At 70.0% G+C, this 21,423-nt stretch carries 21 protein-coding genes; 8 read left to right on the top strand and 13 right to left on the bottom strand.

Annotated elements, in window-relative coordinates; genetic code table 11:
• Positions 1–3 precede the first annotated feature (3 nt).
• From C8P66_RS05095 to C8P66_RS05125, 7 genes are all read right to left on the bottom strand, one after another.
• Positions 4–678: an amino acid ABC transporter permease gene (locus tag C8P66_RS05095; protein ID WP_111397068.1), complete on the bottom strand. Its 675-nt coding sequence runs from the start codon at positions 676–678 to the stop codon at positions 4–6.
• Positions 679–687: 9 nt separating this feature from the next.
• Positions 688–1,356 carry an amino acid ABC transporter permease gene (locus C8P66_RS05100; protein ID WP_111397069.1) on the bottom strand — a complete coding sequence of 223 codons (669 nt, stop codon included), beginning with the start codon at positions 1,354–1,356 and terminating at the stop codon, positions 688–690.
• A 55-nt stretch (positions 1,357–1,411) separates the two neighbouring features.
• Positions 1,412–2,302, bottom strand: a complete 891-nt coding sequence (locus C8P66_RS05105) for a transporter substrate-binding domain-containing protein (protein ID WP_111397070.1) — start codon at positions 2,300–2,302, stop codon at positions 1,412–1,414.
• A gap of 86 nt (positions 2,303–2,388) precedes the next feature.
• Positions 2,389–3,114: a transporter substrate-binding domain-containing protein gene (locus C8P66_RS05110; protein ID WP_111397071.1), complete on the bottom strand. Its 726-nt coding sequence runs from the start codon at positions 3,112–3,114 to the stop codon at positions 2,389–2,391.
• A 3-nt stretch (positions 3,115–3,117) separates the two neighbouring features.
• Positions 3,118–4,182, bottom strand: coding sequence for a ketopantoate reductase family protein (locus C8P66_RS05115; protein WP_111397072.1), 1,065 nt, complete (start codon positions 4,180–4,182; stop codon positions 3,118–3,120).
• Between the two features lie 62 nt (positions 4,183–4,244).
• On the bottom strand, positions 4,245–5,591 hold the full coding sequence (locus tag C8P66_RS05120) for an ABC1 kinase family protein (protein WP_111397073.1): 1,347 nt from the start codon (positions 5,589–5,591) through the stop codon (positions 4,245–4,247).
• Positions 5,588–7,417 (bottom strand): M3 family oligoendopeptidase, encoded by a 1,830-nt coding sequence (locus C8P66_RS05125; RefSeq protein WP_111397074.1) that lies wholly within the window; start codon positions 7,415–7,417, stop codon positions 5,588–5,590. Before C8P66_RS05125 ends, C8P66_RS05120 begins: the two co-directional genes overlap by 4 nt.
• Before the next feature lie 87 nt (positions 7,418–7,504).
• On the opposite strand from C8P66_RS05125, the gene C8P66_RS05130 reads away from it, so the two are divergent.
• Complete coding sequence (locus tag C8P66_RS05130) at positions 7,505–9,175, top strand: AMP-dependent synthetase/ligase (protein ID WP_245903223.1); 1,671 nt, start codon at positions 7,505–7,507, stop codon at positions 9,173–9,175.
• 4 nt (positions 9,176–9,179) lie between these two features.
• Here the strand turns inward: C8P66_RS05130 and C8P66_RS05135 are convergent, their stop codons facing one another.
• The 3 genes from C8P66_RS05135 to C8P66_RS05145 form a co-directional block, all read right to left on the bottom strand.
• Positions 9,180–9,680 (bottom strand): pyridoxamine 5'-phosphate oxidase family protein, encoded by a 501-nt coding sequence (locus C8P66_RS05135; protein ID WP_111397075.1) that lies wholly within the window; start codon positions 9,678–9,680, stop codon positions 9,180–9,182.
• Positions 9,681–9,736: 56 nt separating this feature from the next.
• Positions 9,737–10,021, bottom strand: coding sequence for a DUF2312 domain-containing protein (locus tag C8P66_RS05140; RefSeq protein ID WP_111397076.1), 285 nt, complete (start codon positions 10,019–10,021; stop codon positions 9,737–9,739).
• Between the two features lie 76 nt (positions 10,022–10,097).
• On the bottom strand, positions 10,098–10,559 hold the full coding sequence (locus tag C8P66_RS05145) for a TetR/AcrR family transcriptional regulator (RefSeq protein WP_111397077.1): 462 nt from the start codon (positions 10,557–10,559) through the stop codon (positions 10,098–10,100).
• Between the two features lie 123 nt (positions 10,560–10,682).
• Here C8P66_RS05145 and C8P66_RS05150 point away from each other — a divergent pair, with 123 nt between their 5' ends.
• A complete protein-coding gene (locus C8P66_RS05150) occupies positions 10,683–12,797 on the top strand; it encodes a phytoene desaturase family protein (protein WP_111397078.1) in 2,115 nt (704 codons plus the stop codon).
• Positions 12,798–12,888: 91 nt separating this feature from the next.
• Here the strand turns inward: C8P66_RS05150 and C8P66_RS05155 are convergent, their stop codons facing one another.
• Positions 12,889–14,133: a Zn-dependent hydrolase gene (locus C8P66_RS05155; RefSeq protein ID WP_111397079.1), complete on the bottom strand. Its 1,245-nt coding sequence runs from the start codon at positions 14,131–14,133 to the stop codon at positions 12,889–12,891.
• A 164-nt stretch (positions 14,134–14,297) separates the two neighbouring features.
• Between C8P66_RS05155 and C8P66_RS05160 the strand changes: the two genes are divergently transcribed.
• The gene (locus C8P66_RS05160) at positions 14,298–15,077 is read left to right on the top strand and encodes an aldolase (RefSeq protein ID WP_111397080.1); all 780 of its coding nucleotides are present in this window, start codon (positions 14,298–14,300) and stop codon (positions 15,075–15,077) included.
• On the opposite strand, the gene C8P66_RS05165 is transcribed toward C8P66_RS05160, so the two are convergent.
• A complete protein-coding gene (locus C8P66_RS05165) occupies positions 15,074–15,253 on the bottom strand; it encodes a hypothetical protein (protein WP_111397081.1) in 180 nt (59 codons plus the stop codon). The genes C8P66_RS05160 and C8P66_RS05165 overlap by 4 nt on opposite strands.
• A gap of 92 nt (positions 15,254–15,345) precedes the next feature.
• Between C8P66_RS05165 and C8P66_RS05170 the strand changes: the two genes are divergently transcribed.
• From C8P66_RS05170 to C8P66_RS05190, 5 genes are read left to right on the top strand one after another with little or no spacing between them, the layout of a single operon-like run.
• Positions 15,346–17,889 (top strand): ligase-associated DNA damage response DEXH box helicase, encoded by a 2,544-nt coding sequence (locus C8P66_RS05170; protein ID WP_111397082.1) that lies wholly within the window; start codon positions 15,346–15,348, stop codon positions 17,887–17,889.
• Positions 17,886–18,563 carry a ligase-associated DNA damage response endonuclease PdeM gene (gene pdeM / locus C8P66_RS05175; RefSeq protein ID WP_111397083.1) on the top strand — a complete coding sequence of 226 codons (678 nt, stop codon included), beginning with the start codon at positions 17,886–17,888 and terminating at the stop codon, positions 18,561–18,563. The genes C8P66_RS05170 and pdeM overlap by 4 nt, the downstream gene beginning before the upstream one ends.
• The gene (locus C8P66_RS05180) at positions 18,560–19,939 is read left to right on the top strand and encodes a cryptochrome/photolyase family protein (RefSeq protein WP_111397084.1); all 1,380 of its coding nucleotides are present in this window, start codon (positions 18,560–18,562) and stop codon (positions 19,937–19,939) included. Before pdeM ends, C8P66_RS05180 begins: the two co-directional genes overlap by 4 nt.
• Positions 19,936–20,655, top strand: a complete 720-nt coding sequence (locus C8P66_RS05185) for a metallophosphoesterase (RefSeq protein ID WP_111397085.1) — start codon at positions 19,936–19,938, stop codon at positions 20,653–20,655. Before C8P66_RS05180 ends, C8P66_RS05185 begins: the two co-directional genes overlap by 4 nt.
• On the top strand, positions 20,652–21,107 hold the full coding sequence (locus C8P66_RS05190) for a GNAT family N-acetyltransferase (RefSeq protein ID WP_111397086.1): 456 nt from the start codon (positions 20,652–20,654) through the stop codon (positions 21,105–21,107). Before C8P66_RS05185 ends, C8P66_RS05190 begins: the two co-directional genes overlap by 4 nt.
• Here the strand turns inward: C8P66_RS05190 and C8P66_RS05195 are convergent, their stop codons facing one another.
• On the bottom strand, positions 21,108–21,335 hold the full coding sequence (locus C8P66_RS05195; protein ID WP_111397143.1) for a hypothetical protein: 228 nt from the start codon (positions 21,333–21,335) through the stop codon (positions 21,108–21,110).
• Between the last annotated feature and the right edge of the window lie 88 nt (positions 21,336–21,423).

A 21,423-nucleotide genomic window follows, 5' to 3' on the forward strand; every position in this document is an offset into this window, starting at 1 on the left:
CCCTCAGTAGCGCAGATAGGAGAAGCGCCGTTCCAGCGCGGCGCCGAGCTGGGCGATCGAGAAATTGATGATCAGGTAGAGCAGCCCGGCGACGAGGTAGAAATCGATGATCATGTAGTTCCGCGCGACGATCTGCTGCGTGGACAGCAGCAATTCGACCACCCCGATCACCGAGAGCAGCGTGGTGCCCTTCACGATCTCCAGCCCGGTATTGACCCATGGCGGCAGCATGCGGCGGATGGCCTGGGGCAGGACCACGTAGCGCAGCCGTTGCGGGAAGCGCAGGCCGATCGCCTTGGCCGCCTCCATCTGCCCCGCAGGCACCGATTGCACGGCACCCCGCAGGTTCTCCGCGACATGCGCGGTGGCGAAGGCCGACAGCGCGATCACCCCGGCCCAGAAGGCCGGCACGTTGATGCCGAACAGCGCGAGCCCGTAATAGGTGAAGAGGATCAGCACCAGCACCGGAATGCCGCGCAGGATATCGACGTAGAGCCTGGCCAGCAGCCGCAGCGGCCACCAGCCATAGGCCAGGATGGTGCCCAGCAGGACGCCCATCACCGTCGCCGCCACGATGGTCAGGCCGGAGGCGAGCAGCGTCGCTGAGATGCCGCGCAGCAGCGAGAAGCGCGCCTGCCAGAGCTCGAAGGTGAAGGTGCCGGGTATCGTGAATCCCATCGCGAGGCCCTACCGGATCGAGGCGTAGCGGCGTTCGAGCAGCCGCAGCCCCATCGCCATCAGATAGGCGGTCGCGAGGTACATGCCGCTCGCGGCAAGCCAGACCTCCATGACCCGGAAGGTGTTCGCGTTGATCTGGCGCGCGGTGAAGGTCAGCTCCGGGATCGCGATCGCCGCGGCCAGGGACGTGTCCTTGAACAGCGAGATCAAATTGTTCCCGACCGAAGGCAGCGTGATGCGGAACATCACCGGCAGCACCACCCAGCGCTGGCGCTGCCAGGGCCGCAGGCCGATCGCCTTGGCCGCTTCCACATACTGCTTCGGAATCGAGGCGAGCCCCGCGCGAAACACCTCGCTCATATAGGCGCCGGCATAGAGCGACAGCGTCAGGATGAAGCTCTGGGTCTTGTCGAGGACGTAGATACCGAACTCGGGCAGGCCGAAATAGACGAAGAAGATCAGCAGCAGCAGCGGCGTGCAGCGGATCACCTCGACATAGGCCCAGACCGGGGTGGAGAGCCATTTGTTGCCCGAGACCCGGGCATAGGCCGCGGCGAGGCCGATCACGCAGCCGATCGCCAGCGACACCACGGCAAGCCCGAGGCCGAGCCCAAGGGCCGCCACGAACTTGTCCGCATTGCGGGTGATGACGGTCCAGTCGAAATGATAATCGATCATGGAACCGCAGCGCCCGGTGGATGGGAGGGGCGATGCCCCTCCCGGCCCAGCGTGATCAGGAGAATTCGGCCGGGAAGCCGACCTTGGGCGTGGCGAGCTCGATGCCGAACCAACGCTTGTAGGAGGCGGCGAAGCCGTCGAAATCCACCCCCATCATGGCTTCCTTGTAGACGGTATTGACCCAGTTCAGCCAAATCGGATCCCCGGGCTTCACCGCCGAGGCATAGGAATTCGGCATCCAGCCATAGCCGCCATCGACGAAGCGGCCCGGCGCCTGGGCCATCAGCCAGCGCATCGCCGACTGGTCGGCCATATAGGCATCGACACGGCGGGCATTCAGCGCCTGCAGGGTGGCATCGGGGCTTTCGAAGGCATCGACCTTGGCCAGGGGCAGCGCCTTGTGGATCCACTCCTCCAGGAAGACGTTCTGCATGCCGCCGATCTTGGCATCGGCGCCTGCCGCCTTGACCTGGTCGAAGGTGGTGAAGCGGCCGCCGCGGGCCAGCATCATCAGGCCAACGCCCTCACGGTAGTAGGGGATGGTGAATTCCACCTGCTGCGCGCGGCCGGGCGTCACCGTCATCCACTGCACCACGATGTCCACCTTGTCGGTGATCAGCGAGGGGATGCGGGCATCCGAGCCCTGGAGCACGAATTCCACCTTGGTGGGGTCATCGAACAGCGACTTGGCCAGCAGCCGGGCGAGGTCGATATCCATGCCGACCAACTGGCCGCTCGCATCCTCGAAATGCCAGGGCGGGTTGGTGCTGCCGGTGCCGACGATCAGCTTGCCGCGGTCCTTGATGGTCTGCAGCTTGCTGCGCGGGGCGGTCTGCGCATGGGCGATGCGGGGGGCGAACAGGGCCGCGGCCCCGCCCAGCGCCGCGCCGGCACCCAGCAATCCGCGCCGCACCGTGCTCGCGTTCTTGTCTTGAGTCTCGTCCATACGTGATCCCCTTTCGGCAGCCGCCTCGGCCTGAACGCCAAGTCTGGCACTGGATTGGGGGGGAACGCCACCCTCAAGGCGCGGGCTCAGCCGGCGGGCGCGACCGAAAGGCCGCGGACCCCGTGGCGCTCGATCAGCCCGGCGACGAAGCCGGAGGCCTTCGCCTCCTCCACGAAATCGCGCAGGAAGGCCGCCGCCGCCACGTTCCGGCGCGGGGTGCCGATGGCCTGCTGCACGGTCATGAAGTACCCGGGCAGGATACGCGCGCCGGGCAGCCGCTCGACATCGGTCAGCAGACGCGGGCGCAGCCCGGCCAGGACGTCGAGCTTCTGCGTCGTGAAGAGTTCGTAGGCGCCATCGATGCTTTCGGCGCGCAGCACCTCGGCCTTGTGGATGTTGCGCTCCAGCCAGAGGTCATAGGCGGCGCGCGCGGTGCTGGCGATGCGGAAGCCCGCGCGGTCCACATCCGCCAGGGTTTCGGCCGGGGAGCCGGCGGGGACCATGTAGGTCGCCTCGATCTCGGCATAGGCGGCGGAGAAGGCGATCTTCTCGGCCCGCTGCGGCTCGGCGCCGATCAGCCCGATGTCCCAGACACCGTCATCCACCGCATCGGCCAACTCGCCCGGCCGTGGGAAGGGCACGTAGCGCACCTCCACCCCCAGCCGCTCGGCCACCGCGCGGGCCATGGAGGGCGAGACGCCGGCCGGCTCGCCGGAGGCGGTCTTGCTGTTCACCAGCAGGAAGTTGCTCATGTTGATGCCGGCGCGCAGGACGCCGGTGGGGGCAAGCTGGGCGAGGATCTCGGGGGTCATGGCTCAGTTCAACCGCAGTTCGAGGATGTGACGGGGATCGGCCGCGATCTCGCCGCGCTCGATGCGCTTGACCAGATCGGTCAGCGCCGCATTCGCCGGGGTCGGCAGGCCCATCGGCTTGGCCTGGGCGGCGACGAAGCCGTTGATGTATTCGATCTCGGTGCGCCGGCCCTTCATCATGTCCTGCCCCATCGAGGGGCGATGCGCGCCGCCGCCCGGCTTGTTCGCCTCGGCGATGCGATGCGAATCGTAGTCGGCCTTGGCCGCCGCATCGCCCTCACCGGCGCGGGCGATGATCTCGGGGTCGAGGTGGTGGATATCCTCCAGCGCATAGCCGAGCGCCTGGCCGACGCGGATCGCCTCGCTGCCCAGGCGCGCGGTGAAATGGCGCAGCCTCTCGTCCAGCAGGATGTCGCGGCTGACGAGGCCGGTCGCGGCCGACATGCCATTGGCCATGGCATTCGTCACGAGCTTGGACCAGCGCTCGCCCCAGAGATTCGCCGTCACCAGCGTGCTGTCGGACAGCGCGGTGAGGCGCCCGACCTCCCGCGCGCGATCGGTGATGCGGCCATGCACCTCGCCCACGCGATAGACGGTATGCGCGGCGCCCCCCTTGCCCGAGGCGCGGCGCACATGCCCCGGTTCGCAAAGCTCGACGGTGATGGAGCTGGCAATGGCGCCGAGGGTGCGGCCCCAGCCGACGATGCCGGCGATCGTCTCCTCATTCATGCAGTTCTGCAGGCTGACGACATAGCCGCCGGGTGCCAGATACTGCTGCGCCATCATCGTGGCCCAGGCGGTGTCGTAGGATTTGACGCAGATGAAGACGATGTCGAAGGGGCGGCCCCTGGCGATGCCCTGCAACTCGGTCAGGTGCAGCGCCCGCACCTTCACCGTGAACTCGGGAACATCCTTGATGTGGGAGATGCGCAGGCCCTGGTTGCGCATGACCTCGACATTCTCGGGCCACATATCGACGAAGGTCACATCCTCCCCCGCCTGCACCATATGCGCGCCGGCATAGCCGCCGACCGCGCCGGCGCCGATGATGGCGATTCGATTGCCCATGGATGTTTCCCCTGACCGCGGCGCTTGTTTCGCGGCAGGCTAGCGTGGCCGAATGCCGGGCGCTACAGGGCGGCCGGCACCCCCGCCGCGGCCAGGGCCTGGGCCTGACGTTCCGCGACCTCGGCTTCCTTCAAATCATGGGTCAGCTCCTCGAACATGCGGTGCCAGTTGATCTCCGCCTTCAGCCGCAGGAACACGCTGCCAAGCCCGATCGCCGCGCGGTCCATCAGCACGAATTCGCGCGGGATGGTGACGCCGCCGCTTTTCTTCAGCCCGGCATGGACGGTTTCGGCGACCTTGCGGCCGAATTGCGGATCGTCGGATTCCTGGATGGGCCGCACGCGATCCTGCATCAGCGGCTCGTACAGGAAGCGCGCCCAGAGCGAGAGCACCTGCATCGTCTCGCGCGACAGGTTCACGAAACCCCAGACGCGGTACGCCTCGGCGGCCTTCTCCTCGTCATTGTCGCGCACCGCTTCGTAAAGCATGATAACGCCACTCACGAATTTCGGCGGGAAGACGCGGATGGCGCCGTAGTCGAGCAAATTGACCCCGTCCCGCCCCGGCCGCGCCTGGTAGTTACCGAGATGCGGATCGCCGTGGATCACGCCATAGCGGTAGAACGGCAAATAGTAGGCAAGGAACAGCCCGCGCGCATAGGCAGCGCGTTCCTCCGGCGGCGGGTCTTCCTCCAGGCGCTTTTGCAGCGAACGGCCCTCGACCCAGCTCATGGTCAGCAGCCGGTGAGTGGTGAATTCCGGCACCGGGACCGGCACCGTCACCTCCGGCGTGTCGCGCAGCATGTTGCCGTAGAGCCGCATCTGCGCGGCCTCACGCGTGTAATCCAATTCCTCGCGCAGCCGGGCTGCCAACTCGTCATAGACCTCGTGGTTCTTCAGCGCCGTGTCCATGCGCCCATAGAGCGAGATCGCGATCTTCACCTGCTTGAGATCGGCCTCCACCACGCTGGCCATGTCGGGGTATTGCAGCTTGCAGGCGACGTCGCGCCCATCCGGCAGGATCGCGCGATGCACCTGGCCGAGCGAGGCGGCGGCCGCCGCCTCCTGCGAGAAACTGGCGAAGCGGGACTGCCATTGCGGCCCCAATTCGCTCGCCATGCGGCGGCGGACGAAGGCCCAGCCCATCGGCGGCGCATTGGCCTGCAAGGTTGCAAGCTCCGCCGCATATTCCGCCGGCAGCGCGTCGGGGACGGTTGACAGGAACTGCGCCACCTTCATCAGCGGCCCCTTCAGCCCGCCCAGCAGCGCCTTCAGATCCTCGGCATGGGCCGCCTTGTCGGTCTTGATGCCGAGGAAGCGCTCACCGGCGACGCGGGCGGCGATGCCGCCGACCGCGCCCGAGGTGCGGACCATGCGCCGCATCTCGCCAAAGATATTGCTGCCGCTCATGCAGGGTCCTGCTCAAGCTCATCGATGAAGCCTGAGATGACATCGAGACCCTTGGCCCAGAAGGCGGGCTCGGAGGCATCGAGCCCGAAGGGCGCCAGCAGCTCCTTGTGCCGCTTGGTGCCGCCGGCCCGCAGCAGCTCCAGGTATTTCTGCTGGAAGTCGGGGATGCCGCCCTCCTGGAACACGCCATAGAGCGCGTTCACCAGGCAATCGCCGAAGGCATAGGCATAGACATAGAAGGGCGTGTGCACGAAGTGCGGGATATAGGCCCAGTAGACCGCATAATCCGGCGTGAAGTCGAAGGCCGGGCCGAGGCTGCGGACCTGCACCTCCATCCAGATCTCGCCGATGCGCTCGGGGGTCAACTCGCCCTTGCGGCGTTCGTCATGCAGCGCCGCCTCGAACTGGTAGAAGGCGATCTGCCGGACGACGGTGTTCAGCATGTCCTCCACCTTGCCGGCCAGCAGGGCGCGCCGCTTGCGGACATCCGTGGTGGCATCGAGCACGGACCGAAACGTCATCATCTCGCCGAAGACGCTGGCGGTTTCGGCCAGGGTCAGCGGCGTGCCGCTCATCAGATACCCCTGTTCGGCCGCCAGCACCTGATGCACGCCATGGCCCAACTCATGGGCCAGCGTCATCACATCCCGCGTCTTGCCGTGATAGTTCAGCAGCAGATAGGGATGCGCCGAGGGCACTGTCGGATGCGCGAAGGCCCCACCCGATTTGCCCGGACGCGGCGCCGCATCGATCCAGGCATGGTCGAAGAACTTCTGGCCCACCTTGGCAAGCTCGGGCGAGAAACCCGCATAGGCATCCAGCACCCGCTTGGTGGCGACGGGCCAGGGGATCTTGCTGTCATCCTCATCCGGCAGCGGCGCGTTGCGGTCCCAATGCTGCAACTTCTCCAGGCCCAGCCACTTCGCCTTCAGCGTGTAGTAGCGGTGGGCCAGGCGCGGATAGGAGGCCTCGACCGCCGAGACCAGCGCATCGACAACCTCATCCTCCACCATGTTGGAGCGGTTGCGGTAGGAGGCGGGGCGCGGGTAGTGGCGCCACGCGTCGATGATCTGCTTGTCCTTGGCCAGCGTGTTGGTGATCAGCGAGAACAGTTTCTGGCGCTCGGCAAAGGCCGCCGAGATGCCCACGGCCGCGGCGGCCCGCACCGAACGATCGGCATCCGACAGCTTGTTCAGCGCGGCGGAGACGGTCAGGCTTTCCTCCCCCACCTTCACCCGCATGCCGGCGACGGTCTCGTCGAACAGCCGGTTCCAGGCGCTGCGGCCGGTGACCTCCTTCTCGTGCAGCAGCCGTTCCAGCTCGTCGTCGAGCTGATGCGGGCGGAACACGCGCAGGTCGCGCAGCCAGGGCCGAAACCGCGAGAGCGCGGCCGAGCCCGCGAATTTTTCCTCCAGCACCGAATCCTCGATGCGGTTCAGCTCCAAGGTGAAGAACAGCATGTGGGAGGAGATCACCGTCCCCCGCTCCTGCATGGTCTGGTAGAAGCGGCCATTCTCGCCATCCTCCGCATTCTCGGAGAATTTCAGCCCGGCGAAGGACATGACGCGGCCGAGGACCTCCTCCATCCGCTCATAGACCTCCAGCGCCAGGGCCAGGGCATCCCCCGGCAGGCCCGCGAGCTTATCGACATAGGTGGCCCGGAAGGCGCTGGCCTCGTCCTCCACCCGATCGAGGTCGGCGGCGAGCTTGGGGTCGTCGAAGCCAGCATAGAGGTCGCTGAGGTCCCAGGCGGGAAGGGCTTCATGGCCTCCCCCACCCTGGACGGCGGCATCGCGGGGAATCGGCTGGCGGGTCTGATGGGTCACGGTGGCTCTGGCATCCGACTGGGGTTCCCTCCGATATAAGCGTGCAAACGGCCGGGCCAAGCCGGTCAGGACGGGACGGAGACGCGCGTGGCCGAAAACGAGTGGAACAGCCTGCCGTCGATGCTGTTCGATTGCGCCCGGCGCTGGCCGGATCGGCCGATGCTGCGGGTGTGGCGGGGCGGCGGCTGGCAGACGACCTCCTGGGGCGATTTCGCGCTCTCCGTGGCCCGGATCGCCGCCTGGCTGCGGGCCGAAGGGGTCTCGCCGGGGGATCGCGTGCTGCTGGTGGCCGAGAACCGCCCCGAATTCCCCATCGCCGATACCGCCATCATGGCGATCGGCGCGGTCACGGTGCCGACCTATGTGACCAACACCGTCGCCGACCACGCCCATATCCTGCGCGATTCGGGGGCCAGGGCCGCGATCGTCGCGACCGCCCGGCTGGCCGGGGCGATCGACCAGGCGGCCGAGGCCGGGCTCGACCTGAGGCTCTGCATGGAGACGGCGGAAGGCTGGCATGGCTGGGCCGAGGCCGATGCCACCCCCGCGGACGCCGCCATGCTGATGGCCGAGGCCGAGGCGATCCCGCCGGGGCGCCTCGCCTGTCTCGTCTATACCAGCGGCACCGGCGGGCTGCCGAAGGGGGTGATGCAGCCGCATCGCGCGCTTCTCGCCAATCGCGCCGGCGTCGCGGAGGTCGCCCGCAGGCTTGGGCTGGATGGCACCTGCTACCTCAGCTTCCTGCCGCTGTCGCATTCCTACGAGCATACCGTCGGCTGCTTCCTGCTGCCTTCGCTCGGCATCGAGGTGGTCTATTCGCGCGGTGCGGAGCGCCTCGCGGCGGAACTCGCCGACATCCGCCCCAGCATCGTGACCGCGGTGCCACGGTTGTTCGAGGTGCTGCGCGCCCGCATCCTGGGCCAGATGGAGAAAGCGGGCCCCATGGCGCGCTGGCTGTTCGACCGCGCGTTGGCCCAGGGGCTGCGGCGGATGGACGGCCCCCCGCTGAACCCCCTGGAGCGGCTGCTGGACCTGGTCCTGGACCGGCTGGTGCGCCGCAAGATCCAGGCGCGCTTCGGTGGGCGGCTGGTGGCCATGGTCTCCGGGGGGGCGCGGCTGGACCCTGACCTCTCGGGCTTCTTCCTCGCCCTCGGCGTGCCCGTGCTGCAGGGCTATGGCCAGACCGAGGCCGGGCCGGTGATCAGCGTCAACTTGCCCTGGGACAACCACCGCCGCACCGTCGGCCCGCCGCTCTCCGGCGTCGAGGCGCGGATCGCCGCGGATGGCGAGTTGCTGGTGCGCGGCCCGCTGGTCATGGATGGCTATTGGAACGACCCCGAGGCCACCGCCAGCGCCATCCAGGATGGCTGGCTGCATACCGGCGATGTCGGGGTGCTGGAGAACGGGCGGCTGGTCATCACCGACCGCAAGCGCGACTTCATCAAGACCCTGGGCGGGGACATGATCAGCCCGGCCAAGATCGAGAGCCTGCTGATGGCCGAGCCCGAGATTCTCCAGGCGGTGATCGCGGGCGAGGGCCGCCCGAACCTCGTCGCCCTGGTGGTCCCGGCCGAGGGCGCGGATGCCGAAGCCGCGTTGAAGCGGATCAACGCCCGCGTGTCGCCGGTGGAGCGCATCCGCCGGTTCGCGGTCGTCCCCGCCTTCACGCTGGAGAACGGCCTGCTGACGCCAACCATGAAGGTAAAGCGGCGCGCGGTGCTGGAGGCGCATGAGGGCGGCATCGCCGCCCTCTACTGAGGCGTCAGAAGCGGGCGGTGCCGGACTCCGCCGTCTGCTCGGGCTCGCCGGTCAGCGCTGCACGCACGGAGCCGAACAGCCCCGCCATGGCGCCGGACCGCCCATCCCAATACTCGGCCGAAATCGCGGTGACCTGGAGCAGCGCCAGATCGGGGCTTTGCGCCCCCTCCGGGAACCAGGGGCGGGCCTCCTCGGTCCAGAGCCGTTCGGCCATCGCCGGATCGTGCCGCACCGCGGCGGTGCCCTGGACGGAGACGTAATCCTGGTTGGCCGGATTCGCGTAGGTCAGCAGGACCTCGCGATCGGCCGCGATCTCCGAGGTCTTGCCGGTATGGCCCTTGGTGAAGAACCAGAGCGTGCCGTCGGGATCGGTCTGAAGCGCATGCATCGGCCGCGCCCGCAGGCCGCCCACGGCATCGTGGGTGACCAGCATGGCCACGCGGATGTCCTTGATCATCTCCAGCGCCTTGGCGCGGGCCGCGGCGGGATCGGTTGGCTGGGTCATCGCGTTGTCTCCTCTGCGGTGTCAGAGGAGACAACGGCGCGCGACGCCCCTGGTTGCTACATGCCCAGGGCGCGGCGGTAGAGGTCGAGCAGGGTCTCCTGCTCCTCCACCTCGGCCGGCTCCTTCTTGCGGATGGAGATGATCTGGCGGATCACCTTGGCATCGAAGCCGGCCGACTTGGCCTCCTGCATGATGTCCTTGATGTCGCCGGACAGGGCCTTCTTCTCTTCTTCCAGGCGTTCCACGCGCTCGATGATGCTGCGCAGGCGATCGGCGGCGATGCCGCCGACGTCGGCGTCCTTCTCCGGCGTGTCCTGGATGCTGGTGGGTGGGTTCGCCATGGGATGCTTTCGGCCTGGGTCAGAAGGGGGCGGGATATACCCCCCGCCCGGCGCCGCGCCAACCAGGGGCGCGGCCCTAGGGGATGAGCCGCGCGATCAGCGCCTCCTGATCCGGTGCCGGGATGGCGCCATCCAGCAGCAGATGCGCGAGCCCGTGCACCAGGCCCCAGGCGCGCAAGGCCTCATCCGGCGAAGAGGCGGCGGCGCTCAGTGCCGCAAAGGCGGCGCGGGAGGCCGCCGCCAGCTCGGGATGCGCCGCCGCGCGCGCCAGCAGCGGGCCGAACATCAGCCGGAACCGCCCCGGCCGGGCCAGGGCGAAGCGGATATAGGCACGGCCCATCCCCGTCAGCGACGCCCCCGCCAGGGCCGTGCCGAAATCGGCATAGTGCCGCGCCGCCAGCGCCGCGAGCAGCGCCTCCTTGTCCGCGAAATGGCGATAGGCGGCGGTGGCCGAGACCCCGGCGGCGCGGGCGACCTCCCGCAGGCTGATCGCGCCATCGCCGCCGGCGTCGAGCAGCGCATCGGCGCGGTCGAGCATGGCCGCGCGCAGATCACCGTGATGGTATGGGGATCTTGATGTTGACACCGATCACATAACCCGCATGTTTATGATGTCAACTTCCCCGCGAAGGAGGGCCATGTCCATGGGCCGGCACCGCAAGTGAAGACCTTTCTCCGCGTGCATCTCGGGCTCGGGCCGATGATTCTCTACCTCGTCGGGCTCTGGCTCGGCTGGGCCACGGCCGCGGCGGGGCTGGCGGCGGCGATGGCGCTGGCGCGCGCCCTCTGGCTCTGGCGCCGCGGCACATGGCGGCCGCTGGAGCTGGCCATGCTGGCGGGGCTGGCGAGCCTGCTGGCCGCGCATCTGCTGCCGCTGCCGCTGGTGGAACGCCATGCGATGGCGGTGCTGATGGGCTGGCTCGCGCTGGGAGCCGCGGCGAGCCTGGCGCTCGGCCGTCCCTGGACCGCGGATTTTTCCAGCGCCGATTACGCGGGGGCGACGCAGACCCCGCTGTTCCTGTCGATGAACCGGGCGATTTCGGGGCTCTGGGCCGGGCTTTTCGCCTGGCTCGCGCTGACCGATGTGATGGCCGCGCCCGGCTGGCTGCATTGGGGACCGCTGGCGCTGGGCAGCCTGGCCTCGGTGGCCTTGCCGCCCTGGCTGGTGCGGCGGGGCCTTGCCGCCATGGTCCGCGCGCGGGACCCCGAACCCTGGCCCGCCCCGGCCCTGCTGCGGGCCGGCGCACCGCCGGTGCGCATCATCGGCGCCGGGATCGGCGGGCTGACCGCGGCCGCCCTGCTGGCCGATGCCGGCGTCCAGGTGAGCGTGCATGAACAGCACGACCTGCTCGGCGGCTTCGCGCACACCTGGGTGCGGCGGGCGCGGGGGGGTGATCCGGCGACCGGCGAACCCCTGCGCTTCCGCTTCGATTCCGGGGTGCATGACATTTCGGGCTGGCAGGAAGGCGGCCCGGTGCGCGCGGTCTTCGAGCGTCTGGGCATCGCGGAGGACGTGCCGATGCGCCGGCTGGACCACCGCTTCTGGACGCCGGAGGGCAGTTTTGACCCGCCACGCGACCCGGCCGCGCATGTCGCCGCCCTGGCCGCGCTGCACCCCGAGGATGCGACCGGGCTGCGCGACTTCTTCGCCGAGCTGCGCATGATCTATGATGCGATGTTCAGCACCGGCGCCGGACGCTGCGGGATTCCGGGGACGCCGGCTTCGCCCCAGGCGCTGCTCGGCTTCGCCCGGGCGCATCCGCTGGCGGTGGCCTGGATGCCGCGGCTTTGGGATGAGTTTGTCACGCGGCATCTGCGGGGCGAGGGCGCCAAACACCGCGTCTCGGCGCTGGCCGGCTACCTCACCGACCGGCCGGAGACGCTGACCGTCGCGCGGATGGTCCCGCTGTTCGGCTATGCCTTCCACGGCGGGGTCTATCCGCTGGGCGGCTCCGGGCGCCTGGCCGAGGCGCTGGCCAGCGCCATCCGCGCCCGTGGCGGGGAGGTGCACCGGGGCCATGAGGTCCGGCGCATCCTGGCCGAGGGCGGGCAGGCGAGCGGCATCCTCCTCCGCGATGCCTCGGGCCGGGACCAGGAGCTGGCGGCCGCCGCGGTGGTGCTGAACGGCGATCCCATCGCCGCCGCGCGGCATCTGCTGCCGGCGGGCGCCCTCTCCCCTGCCCTGGCCGCCGCGGCGCCGGCCTGTTCGGCCTTTGGTGTGCATCTGGGGCTGCGCGGGGCGCTGGACCTGCCGCCGGTGCTGCATGCGCAGACGCGGCTGGGGCCGGTCGGGATGGTGGTGCCCTCGGTGGTGGACCCCTCCGCCGCCCCGCCCGGGCATGCCACGCTGGAACTGCTGGTGCTGCTGTCGCAGCGGGAGGCGGCGGAGTGGATGCCGCCGGATCCGGGATTTCCGCCGGCGCTGGAGGCCTGGCGGCGCTCGGCCGACTACCGTGCGCGCAAGGCGGAGATGGGCGAGCGGCTGATCGCCCGCGCCGCCGAGGTGATCCCCGACCTGCGCGAACGGATTGTGGCCCGCGCCGATGCCTCGCCGGTCACCTTCGCGCGCTATGCCTGGAGCACGGGGGGCGCGATCTATGGCATCGACCATACCCTGCCCACGAAGCAGCCGCTGCCCGGGCTGGTGCTGGCGGGGGCGGCGACGCATGGCGCGGGGATCGAGGCCGTGGTGATTTCCGGCGCCCTGGCCGCCGAGGCGCTGGTGCCGGGGCTGCTGGGGCGGACACCGGCGCGCCGCGTGCTCGCGGACGCCTAACCTGGGTCCGGGGCCTCAACCAGCGGGGTTCCAGGGGCGGCGCCCCTGGCCTCAGAGCGGTTTCCGTCCGCTTGCGCTCACGTCAACCACTCTAGATCGCCCGGTTCGCCCGCGCCACCACCGCCTCGAACAGCACCTGGCAGCCGGCGGCCGCCTCCTCCGGCAGGATGCTTTCGGCCTCGTTGTGCGAGAGCCCATCCTTGCAGGGGGTGAAGATCATCGCCGTCGGCACGTGGCGCGCGACATAGACCGCGTCATGTCCCGCGCCGCTGACCATCTCCCGCGCCGGCAGCCCCAGCCGGGCGGCCGCCTGGCGCACCAGGGCCACGCAGCCCGGGTCGAAGGGCTGGTGGGGGAAGCGGAACAGCTCGGTCAGGGTCAGACCGAGGCGCAGCTCATCGGCGATGCCCTGGGCGAGCCTGGGGAAATCCGCCGCGAGCCGCTCGATCTCCTCCGTGTCGGGGTGGCGGAACTCGACGGAGAAGCGGACCTCGCCCGGGATCACGTTGCGGCTGTTCGGCACCACCTGAAGGAAGCCGACGGTGCCACGGCCCTCCTCGCCCCGGGCGCGCATCATGCGGTCCACCAGCTCGATGACCCGTGCCGCCCCCAGCAGCGCGTCGCGACGGGTGGAGGGTGGGGTGGTGCCGGCATGGCTGTCCTGGCCAATGAGGACGGCATCCCACCAGACCTGGGCCTGGGCGCCGGTGACGATGCCGATCTGCTTGCCCTCGGCCTCCAGGATCGGGCCCTGTTCGATGTGCAGCTCGAAATAGGCATCCGCCGGGAAAGGGGCGGCGGGATGCGGGCCATGGTAGCCGATGGCATCCAGCGCCTGCCTGACCGAAACGCCATCGACATCGCGCAGGCCGAAAACCTTCTCCTGGCCATAGACCCCGGCCCAGACGCCGCTGCCCATCAGGGAATGGCCGAAACGGCTGCCTTCTTCATCGGTCCAGTTCACCAATTCGATCGGCGCCTCGGTCTCGATGCCGAGGTCATGCAGCGACCGCATCACCTCTAGCCCCGCGATCACGCCGAGCGCGCCATCGAATTTTCCCCCGGAGGGCTGGCTGTCGAGATGGCTGCCGAGCAGCACCGGCAGCCGCGCGGGGTCGCGGCCAGCGCGGCGGGCGAACATATTGCCGATGGAATCGACGCGCAGGGTCAGCCCCAGCTCCGCGCACCAGCCGGCGAAGCGGTCCCGCCCCTGGCGGTCCACCTCGGTCAGGGTCAGGCGCTTGACGCCGCCCTTGGGCGTCGCGCCGATCTCGGCCATGGCCATCAGGCTGTCCCACAGCCGCTGCGCATCGATCTTCCGGTTGGTGCCGCTCATCCGTCTGACCTTTCAAGACATGGCTGTTGTCTGCCCGCCGGGGGCGCCAAGGGCAACGGCCCAGCGCGGGATTCCGGCGGGCCGGGGTGCCATGGGCCGCCTTGCCTTGCCTCACCGCGCCCCGGCTGCTTCTGTGGCAGGCTCATTCACCCGGACACCTCGCCATGGCCCATGCCCTTGCCGCCCCCAAGCTGAACAACATCGGCGATCTGGACAGCCCCGAGATCCGCGCCGCCCGCGTGGATCTCGCCGCCTGCTTCCGGATGGCGGCCAGGCTCGGCATGCATGAGGGCATCTGCAACCACTTCTCCGCCGTGGTGCCGGGGCGGGACGATCTGTTCCTGGTGAACCCCTATGGCTGGGCGTTCTCGGAGGTCACCGCCTCGCGCCTGCTGATCTGCGACTATGCCGGCAATGTCGTCGCCGGGGAGGGGGTGCCGGAGGTGACCGCCTTCTTCATCCATGCGCGGGTGCATCTGAAGGCGCCGCGCGCCAAGGCCGCCTTCCACACCCACATGCCCTTCGCGACCTCGCTGGCGATGCTGGAAGGCCCGCCGCTGGTCTGGGCCGGGCAGTCCTCGCTGAAGTTCTGGGGGCGGACCTTGGTGGATGAGGATTACAACGGCCTGGCCTTCGACGAGGCCGAGGGCGACCGCATCGCCGCCAGCCTCGGCGACGCCGATGTGGTGTTCATGAAGAACCATGGCGTGCTGGTGGTCGGCGAGCGGATCTGCGACGCCTGGGACGACCTGTACTACCTGGAACGCGCGGCCGAGGCGCAGGTGCTGGCCATGTCCACCGGGCGCGTGTTGAAGCCGGTGCCCGAGGCGCTGGCGCGGAAAACCTATGAGCAGATGCGCGCCACGGACGGCGAGGCGGCGCGGCTGCATCTGGAAAGCATCAAGCGGATTTTGGCGAAAGAGGCGCCGGAATTCGCGGATTAGCTCTTCTTGCGGCGCGTTTTCGTGCCGGTCTTCCAGAAGTCGTTGATCGCCTTCCGGGTCATCGCCGCCTGCTGACGGCGGGCGGCGGCGGTCCATAGCCCGAGCCCGGCGCCGGCGGCGCGGTTGGCGGCGCTGAGCCATAGGCTCATGAACGGGTTCTTCGTCACGCGGCGCATGGGTCGGTCTCCTTCGGGATCGAAACGCGGCAGCCCGCCCCGGCGTTGCCCCCTTCCCGCCCGCCCCGACCCCTGGCATATCTGGCGGGCTGATGGGAACATTGCCGGAACTCTTTGCCGCCTGGTTCGCCGCCCGAGGCTGGTCGCCACGGGCGCACCAGCTTGCCCTGCTGGAGGCCGCGGGCGCCGGCCGCTCGGCGCTGCTGGTGGCCCCCACCGGTGGCGGCAAGACCTTGGCGGGCTTCCTGCCCTCCCTGGTGGACCTCGCCAAGAACCCGCGCCCCGGGCTGCACACGCTCTACATCTCGCCGCTGAAGGCGCTGGCCGTCGATATCGCCCGCAACCTGACCGCGCCCGTGGCCGAGATGGGCCTGCCCATCCGCATCGAAGCCCGCACCGGCGACACCCCCGTCAACCGCCGCCAGCGCCAGCGGGCCGATCCGCCACATCTGCTGCTGACCACGCCCGAAAGCCTGACTTTGCTGCTCGCCTCGCCGGAGGCGGCGCAGATGTTCGCCGGGCTGCATGCGGTGGTGGTGGATGAGATCCACGCGCTGGCCGGCACCAAGCGCGGCGACCAGCTGACCCTCTGCCTGTCGCGCCTCGCCACCCTGGCCCCGGCGGCGCGGCGGGTGGGGCTGTCGGCGACCGTCGCCCACCCCGATCCGCTGCGGGCCTTCATCGCCCCGGACGGGCAGGCGGAGAGCGTGGCCCTGGTGCTGGGCGAGGATGGCGCGCCGCCGAAGCTGGAGATCATCCTCCCCGAAGGGCATCTGCCCTGGGGTGGCCACATGGGCCTCGCCAGCGCGCCTGAGATCTACCGCCGCATCGAGACCGCCGGCGTCACCATCGTCTTCGTCAATACCCGCGCCCAGGCCGAACTTATCTTCCAGGCGCTGTGGCGGCTGAACGAGGCGGTGCTGCCGATCGGCCTCCATCACGGCTCCCTCACCGTCGAGCAACGTCGAAAAGTGGAGGCGGCGATGGCCGTGGGGCGCCTGCGCGCCGTGGTCGCGACCGCGAGCCTGGACCTCGGCATCGACTGGGGGGCGGTGGACCAGGTGATCCAGGTCGGCGCCCCCAAGGGCGTCGCCCGGCTGCTGCAACGGGTGGGGCGCGCCAATCACCGTATGGATGAGGCCTCCAACGCCGTGCTGGTCCCGGCCAACCGCTTCGAGGTCATCGAATGCACCGCCGCCATCGAGGCCATCGCCGCGCATGAGCTGGATGGCGACCCGCCCCGCCCCGGCGGCATCGACGTGCTGGCGCAGCACATCTTGGCCATGGCCTGCTCCGCCCCGTTCCTGCCGGACGAGCTGTATGCCGAGGTCTTGCGCGCCTCCCCCTATGCCGCGCTGACCCGAAAGGATTTCGACGACTGCCTGCGCTTCGTGGAAGATGGTGGCTACGCCCTGCAAGCCTATGAAAGGTTTCGGAAACTCTTCCGCGACGCCGAGGGCCGCATCCATGTCCGCGACACCCGCGTCGCCCGCCAGCTACGCATGAACCTCGGCACCATCGTGGAGACGCCGCTGGTGAAGGTGAAGCTGCGCGGCGGCCCCATCCTCGGCGAGGTCGAGGAATGGTTCATCTCCACCCTCACCATCGGCGACTGCTTCATCTTCGCGGGGCAACTCCTGCAATACGAGCGGCTGGACCCCACCGCCGCCATCGTCTCCCGTGGCGGCGAGGGCTCTCCGCGCGTGCCCGCCTATGCCGGCAGCCGGATGCCGCTGACCACCTGGCTGGCGGCGCGGGTGCGCGCCATCCTCAGCGATCCGCGCCGCTGGGGCGGGTTGCCGGAGCCGGTGCGGGACTGGCTGGCGATGCAGCGCCTGCGCAGCGAACTGCCCCCGCGCGACGGGCTGCTGGTGGAGACCTTCCCCCGTGGCGGGCGCTGGTTCCTGGTCGCCTATACCTTCGAGGGCAAGCTCGCCCACCAGACCTTGGGGATGCTTCTGACGCGGCGGATGGAGCATGCGGGGCTCGGCCCGCTCGGGTTTCTGGGGACCGATTACGTGCTGGCGATCTGGAGCGCCTTCGAGCCCACCGATATCGCGCATCTGTTCCAGGAGGACATTCTGGGCGAGGAGCTTGAGGAGTGGATCGCCGACAGCTCGATGCTCCGCCGCACCTTCCGGAACATCGCGACCATCGCGGGACTGCTGGAAAAGCATCACCCCGGCGCCGAGAAATCCGGCAAGGCCATGACCATGAACGCCGATCTGATCTATGACGTGCTGCGCCGGCACGAGCCCGACCACATCCTGCTGCGCGCGACCCGCGCCGAGGCCGCGGGCGGGCTCACCGACATCGCCCGCATCGCTGCCCTCCTGGCCCGTGCCCGGCAGGGCGGCATCCGCCACCGTGTCCTGGAACAGGTCTCGCCCTTGGCCGTGCCCGCGCTGATCGAGGAAGGCCGGGAATGGATCGCCGGCGGGGCCGAGGATTCGCTGCTGGCCGAGGCCGAGGCGCTGGTCGCCGAGGCCACCGACGGCACCGACCACTTCTACGGGCTGCTGGCCGAGGTGACCGATGCCGTGCCCTCCCGCGGCGAACGCCATGTGCCGCGCCGGGGCGGAGGCCCGCGGAAAAGCCGCTTCATCCGCCATGCCGGCAAGGCGGTGACCGGGTGATCGCAGCACCTTTGCATCTGGCCGGCGAGCGGCTGGCGCTGGACCCGGCCGGGGTGCTGGCCTGGCCGGCGCAGCGCTTGCTCGCCGTGGCCGACCTGCATCTGGAGAAGGGCAGCGCCGCCGCCACCCGTGGCCGCTTCCTGCCGCCCTATGACACGCGCGAGACCTTGTCGCGCCTCGCGCCCCTGCTGCGCCGCTGGTCGCCGCAGGTGCTGGTCTTCCTGGGCGATTCCTTCCACGACCGCGACGGCTCCTCCCGCCTCGCCGCCGCCGAGCGGGGGATGCTGGCGGCCATGCTTGCCGGCATCCGGGTCATCTGGGCCTTGGGCAATCACGATCCGGTGGCGCCGCACGACCTGCCGGGCGAGGCGGTCGAGGAGCTGAGCCTGGGTCCGCTGGTGTTCCGCCACATCGCCCGATTGGGAGCGAATGCCGAGATCAGCGGCCATTTCCACCCCAAGGCGACCATGCCGACCCGGGCCGGGGGCGTGACCCGGCCGTGTTTCCTCGCGGATGGGCGGCGGGTGGTGCTGCCGGCCTTCGGCGCCTTCTGCGGGGGGTTGGACGTGCGCGACCCGGCGCTGGCGGCGCATTTCCCGCGCGGCGGGCGGGCGTTCCTGCTGGGGCGGGACCGGCTCTATTCCTTCCCGACCCGGGCGCCCGCGCTGGCATGACCGCACCCGCCCTCCTGTGGTTCCGCAATGACCTGCGCCTCGCCGACAACCCGGCGCTGGCGGCGGTCGCGGACCGGCCGATCCTGCCCGTGTTCGTGCTGGATGACGCCGCCGCCGGCCCCTGGGCGCATGGCGGCGCGCAGCGCTGGTGGCTGCATCACAGCCTGGCCCGGCTGGGGGCGGATCTGGCTGCGCTTGGCGCGCCGCTGGTCTGCCTGCGCGGCGATGCGGCCACCATCATCCCTGCCCTGGCCGAGGCCATCGGCGCCGCCGAGACCCATGTCGCCCGCCGCTACGAGCCCTGGGGCCGGCGGCAGGATGAGGTCGTGGCCATGGCGCTGGCGGCGCTGGGCCGGCGCCTGGTGCGCCATCGCGGCAGCCTGCTGCATGAGCCGGAGGCGGTGAAGACCGGCACGGGCGGATACTACCAAGTCTATACCCCCTTCGCCCGCGCGGTGCTGGCGGCCGGCGACCCCGGGCCGGCGCTGCCGCCCCCGACCCGGCTGCAAGCCGCGCCCGGCGCGCCAGCCTCCGACGATCTGGCGCTGCTGCCCCGCCGCGACTGGGCCGACGGGTTCGCCGGGCCTTGGCAGCCGGGCGAGGCCGGCGCGGCACGGCGGTTGGAGCACTTCATCGCCGGCGGGCTCGCGTTCTATGCCGCGCAGCGCGACCTGCCGGGGGTCAGCGGTGGCACCTCCGGCCTTTCGCCGCATCTGCGCTTCGGGGAGGTCTCGCCGCGCCAGGTCTGGCAGGCCGTCGCGGCCAACGGGGTGCAGGCCACGGTGTTCCTCAAGGAAATCCTCTGGCGCGAGTTCTCCTACCATCTGCTGTTCCACCGCCCGGAGATGCCGGAGCACCCCTTGCGGCCTGCCTTCGCCGCTTTCCCCTGGGCGCCGGATGCGCGGCTGCTGCGCGCCTGGCAGCAGGGGCGCACCGGCTATCCGATCGTGGATGCGGGGATGCGGCAGCTCTGGCAGACCGGCTGGATGCACAACCGGGTGCGGATGATCGCGGCCTCGCTGCTGGTGAAGCATCTGTTGCAGCCCTGGCAGGCCGGGGCGGCCTGGTTCTGGGATTGCCTGGTGGATGGCGACCTCGCCTCCAACAGCGCCTCCTGGCAATGGGTCGCGGGCTGCGGGGCGGATGCGGCGCCCTATTTCCGGGTGTTCAACCCGATCCTCCAGGGCCGGACATTCGACGCAGCGGGCGATTACGTGCGGCGCTGGGTGCCGGAACTGGCCGGGCTGCCGGACGCCCTGATCCATGCGCCCTGGGAGGCGCCGGCCGCGCTGCGGCGCGGCTACCCGGCCCCGGTCATCGGCCATGCCGAGGGCCGCGCCCGCGCCCTGGCGGCCTATGCCGAGGTGACGGCGTGAGCTGGCCGCCCGACCGCCAACGCTTTGCCGGGCTGCGGGTGGTCGGGGATGTGCATGGCGAGGCCGAGGCCTTCGCCGCCGCCGTCGCGGGGGCCGAGGCGCTGGGGCTGTTCGTGCTGCAACTCGGCGATCTGACCGACCACGGGCCAGATAGCCCTTCCGTGCTGCGCGCCATGCTGCGCCTGCTCGGGGCCGGGTCGGGCATGTTCATGCTGGGCAACCACGACCACCGCCTGCGCCGGGCGCTGACCGGGCGCGGAGTGGCGCCGACCCATGGGCTGACCGCGACGCTGGCGCAGCTTTCGGTGGCACCGGATCGTGATGCCCTGACCGCCGCCACCATCGCGGCCATCGCCACGGCGCCGGCCTGGGCCGGGCTGCGCGCCCATCGCTTCATCCACGCCGCCTGGCACCCGGCCATGGAGCACGGCCTGCCGCCACCCGATGCCGGGGCGCGGCGCACCACGCCAGCGGTCGCGCGCGCGATCTATGGCGAGGTGACCGGGCGCACCAACCCCGATGGCTTCCCCGAACGGCGGCACGACTGGATCGACCTGCTGCCGCGCGGGATCACCGCCTATGTCGGCCATGAGCGGCGCGACGTGCCGACAAGCTGGCCGGGCGCGGCCGGCGGGGTCGCGCATTTCCTCGACACCGGCGCCGGCAAGGGCGGGTTCCTGTCCTGGCGGGACCTGCCTTGGGAGGAGATCGCGTGAGGATCATCCCGCTCGGCGGCAGCGGCTTCGAGGCGGAGGTCTGCGGCTGGCTCCACCGCGCCTGGTGGGAGGAGGATGGCTGGAGCCTCGCCGAGACCATCGAATATTGCGCCGGCGCCCGCGGCCCCGGCATTCCCATGGTCTGGGTCGCGGTCGCGGGCGGGATGCCGCTCGGCACCGTGGCGCTGGATGAAGATGATCTGTTCGACCGGGCCGATCTGAACCCCTGGCTCGCCAGCCTCTACGTCCGCCCGGATGCGCGGCGGGAGGGGATCGGCGCGGCGCTGGTCCGCATGGTGGAACGGCACGCGGCCGCAGCCGGCTTCGCGCGCATCTGGCTGTTCACGCCCGATGCGGCGGAATTCTATGCAAGGCTTGGCTGGCGCCCGATCGGCATGGATGCCTGGCACCAGCAGGAGGTCACGCTGATGCAGCGTGACCTGCAACCATGATCAGCGCTCGTTCGCCTCGGGGTGGCGCAGCAGCCAGAGGCGCTCATGCGCCGCCACCAGGCTCTCGATGTTTTTCCGGCGATTGACGTCCGGCGTCATTGGCCGGCGCGTCAACATCATCTCGAGGACGCGGAGCAACTCATCCGCTACCTCGAAGTCCCCCTGGTCACATGCGTGATGAAAGGCGATCAGGATCTTGTCCGACAACCGGCGCGTGTGGCGGGGCATCGTGACCGTGCCGCGTGGGGCTTCCAGCACGGCATAGGGATCGTTCAACTCGGCCGACATACCTTCGCTCTCCTTGCGTGAGCCGCGA

This window comes from Humitalea rosea (assembly GCF_003253705.1).
GTDB classification, from domain to species: Bacteria; Pseudomonadota; Alphaproteobacteria; order Acetobacterales; family Acetobacteraceae; genus Humitalea; species Humitalea rosea.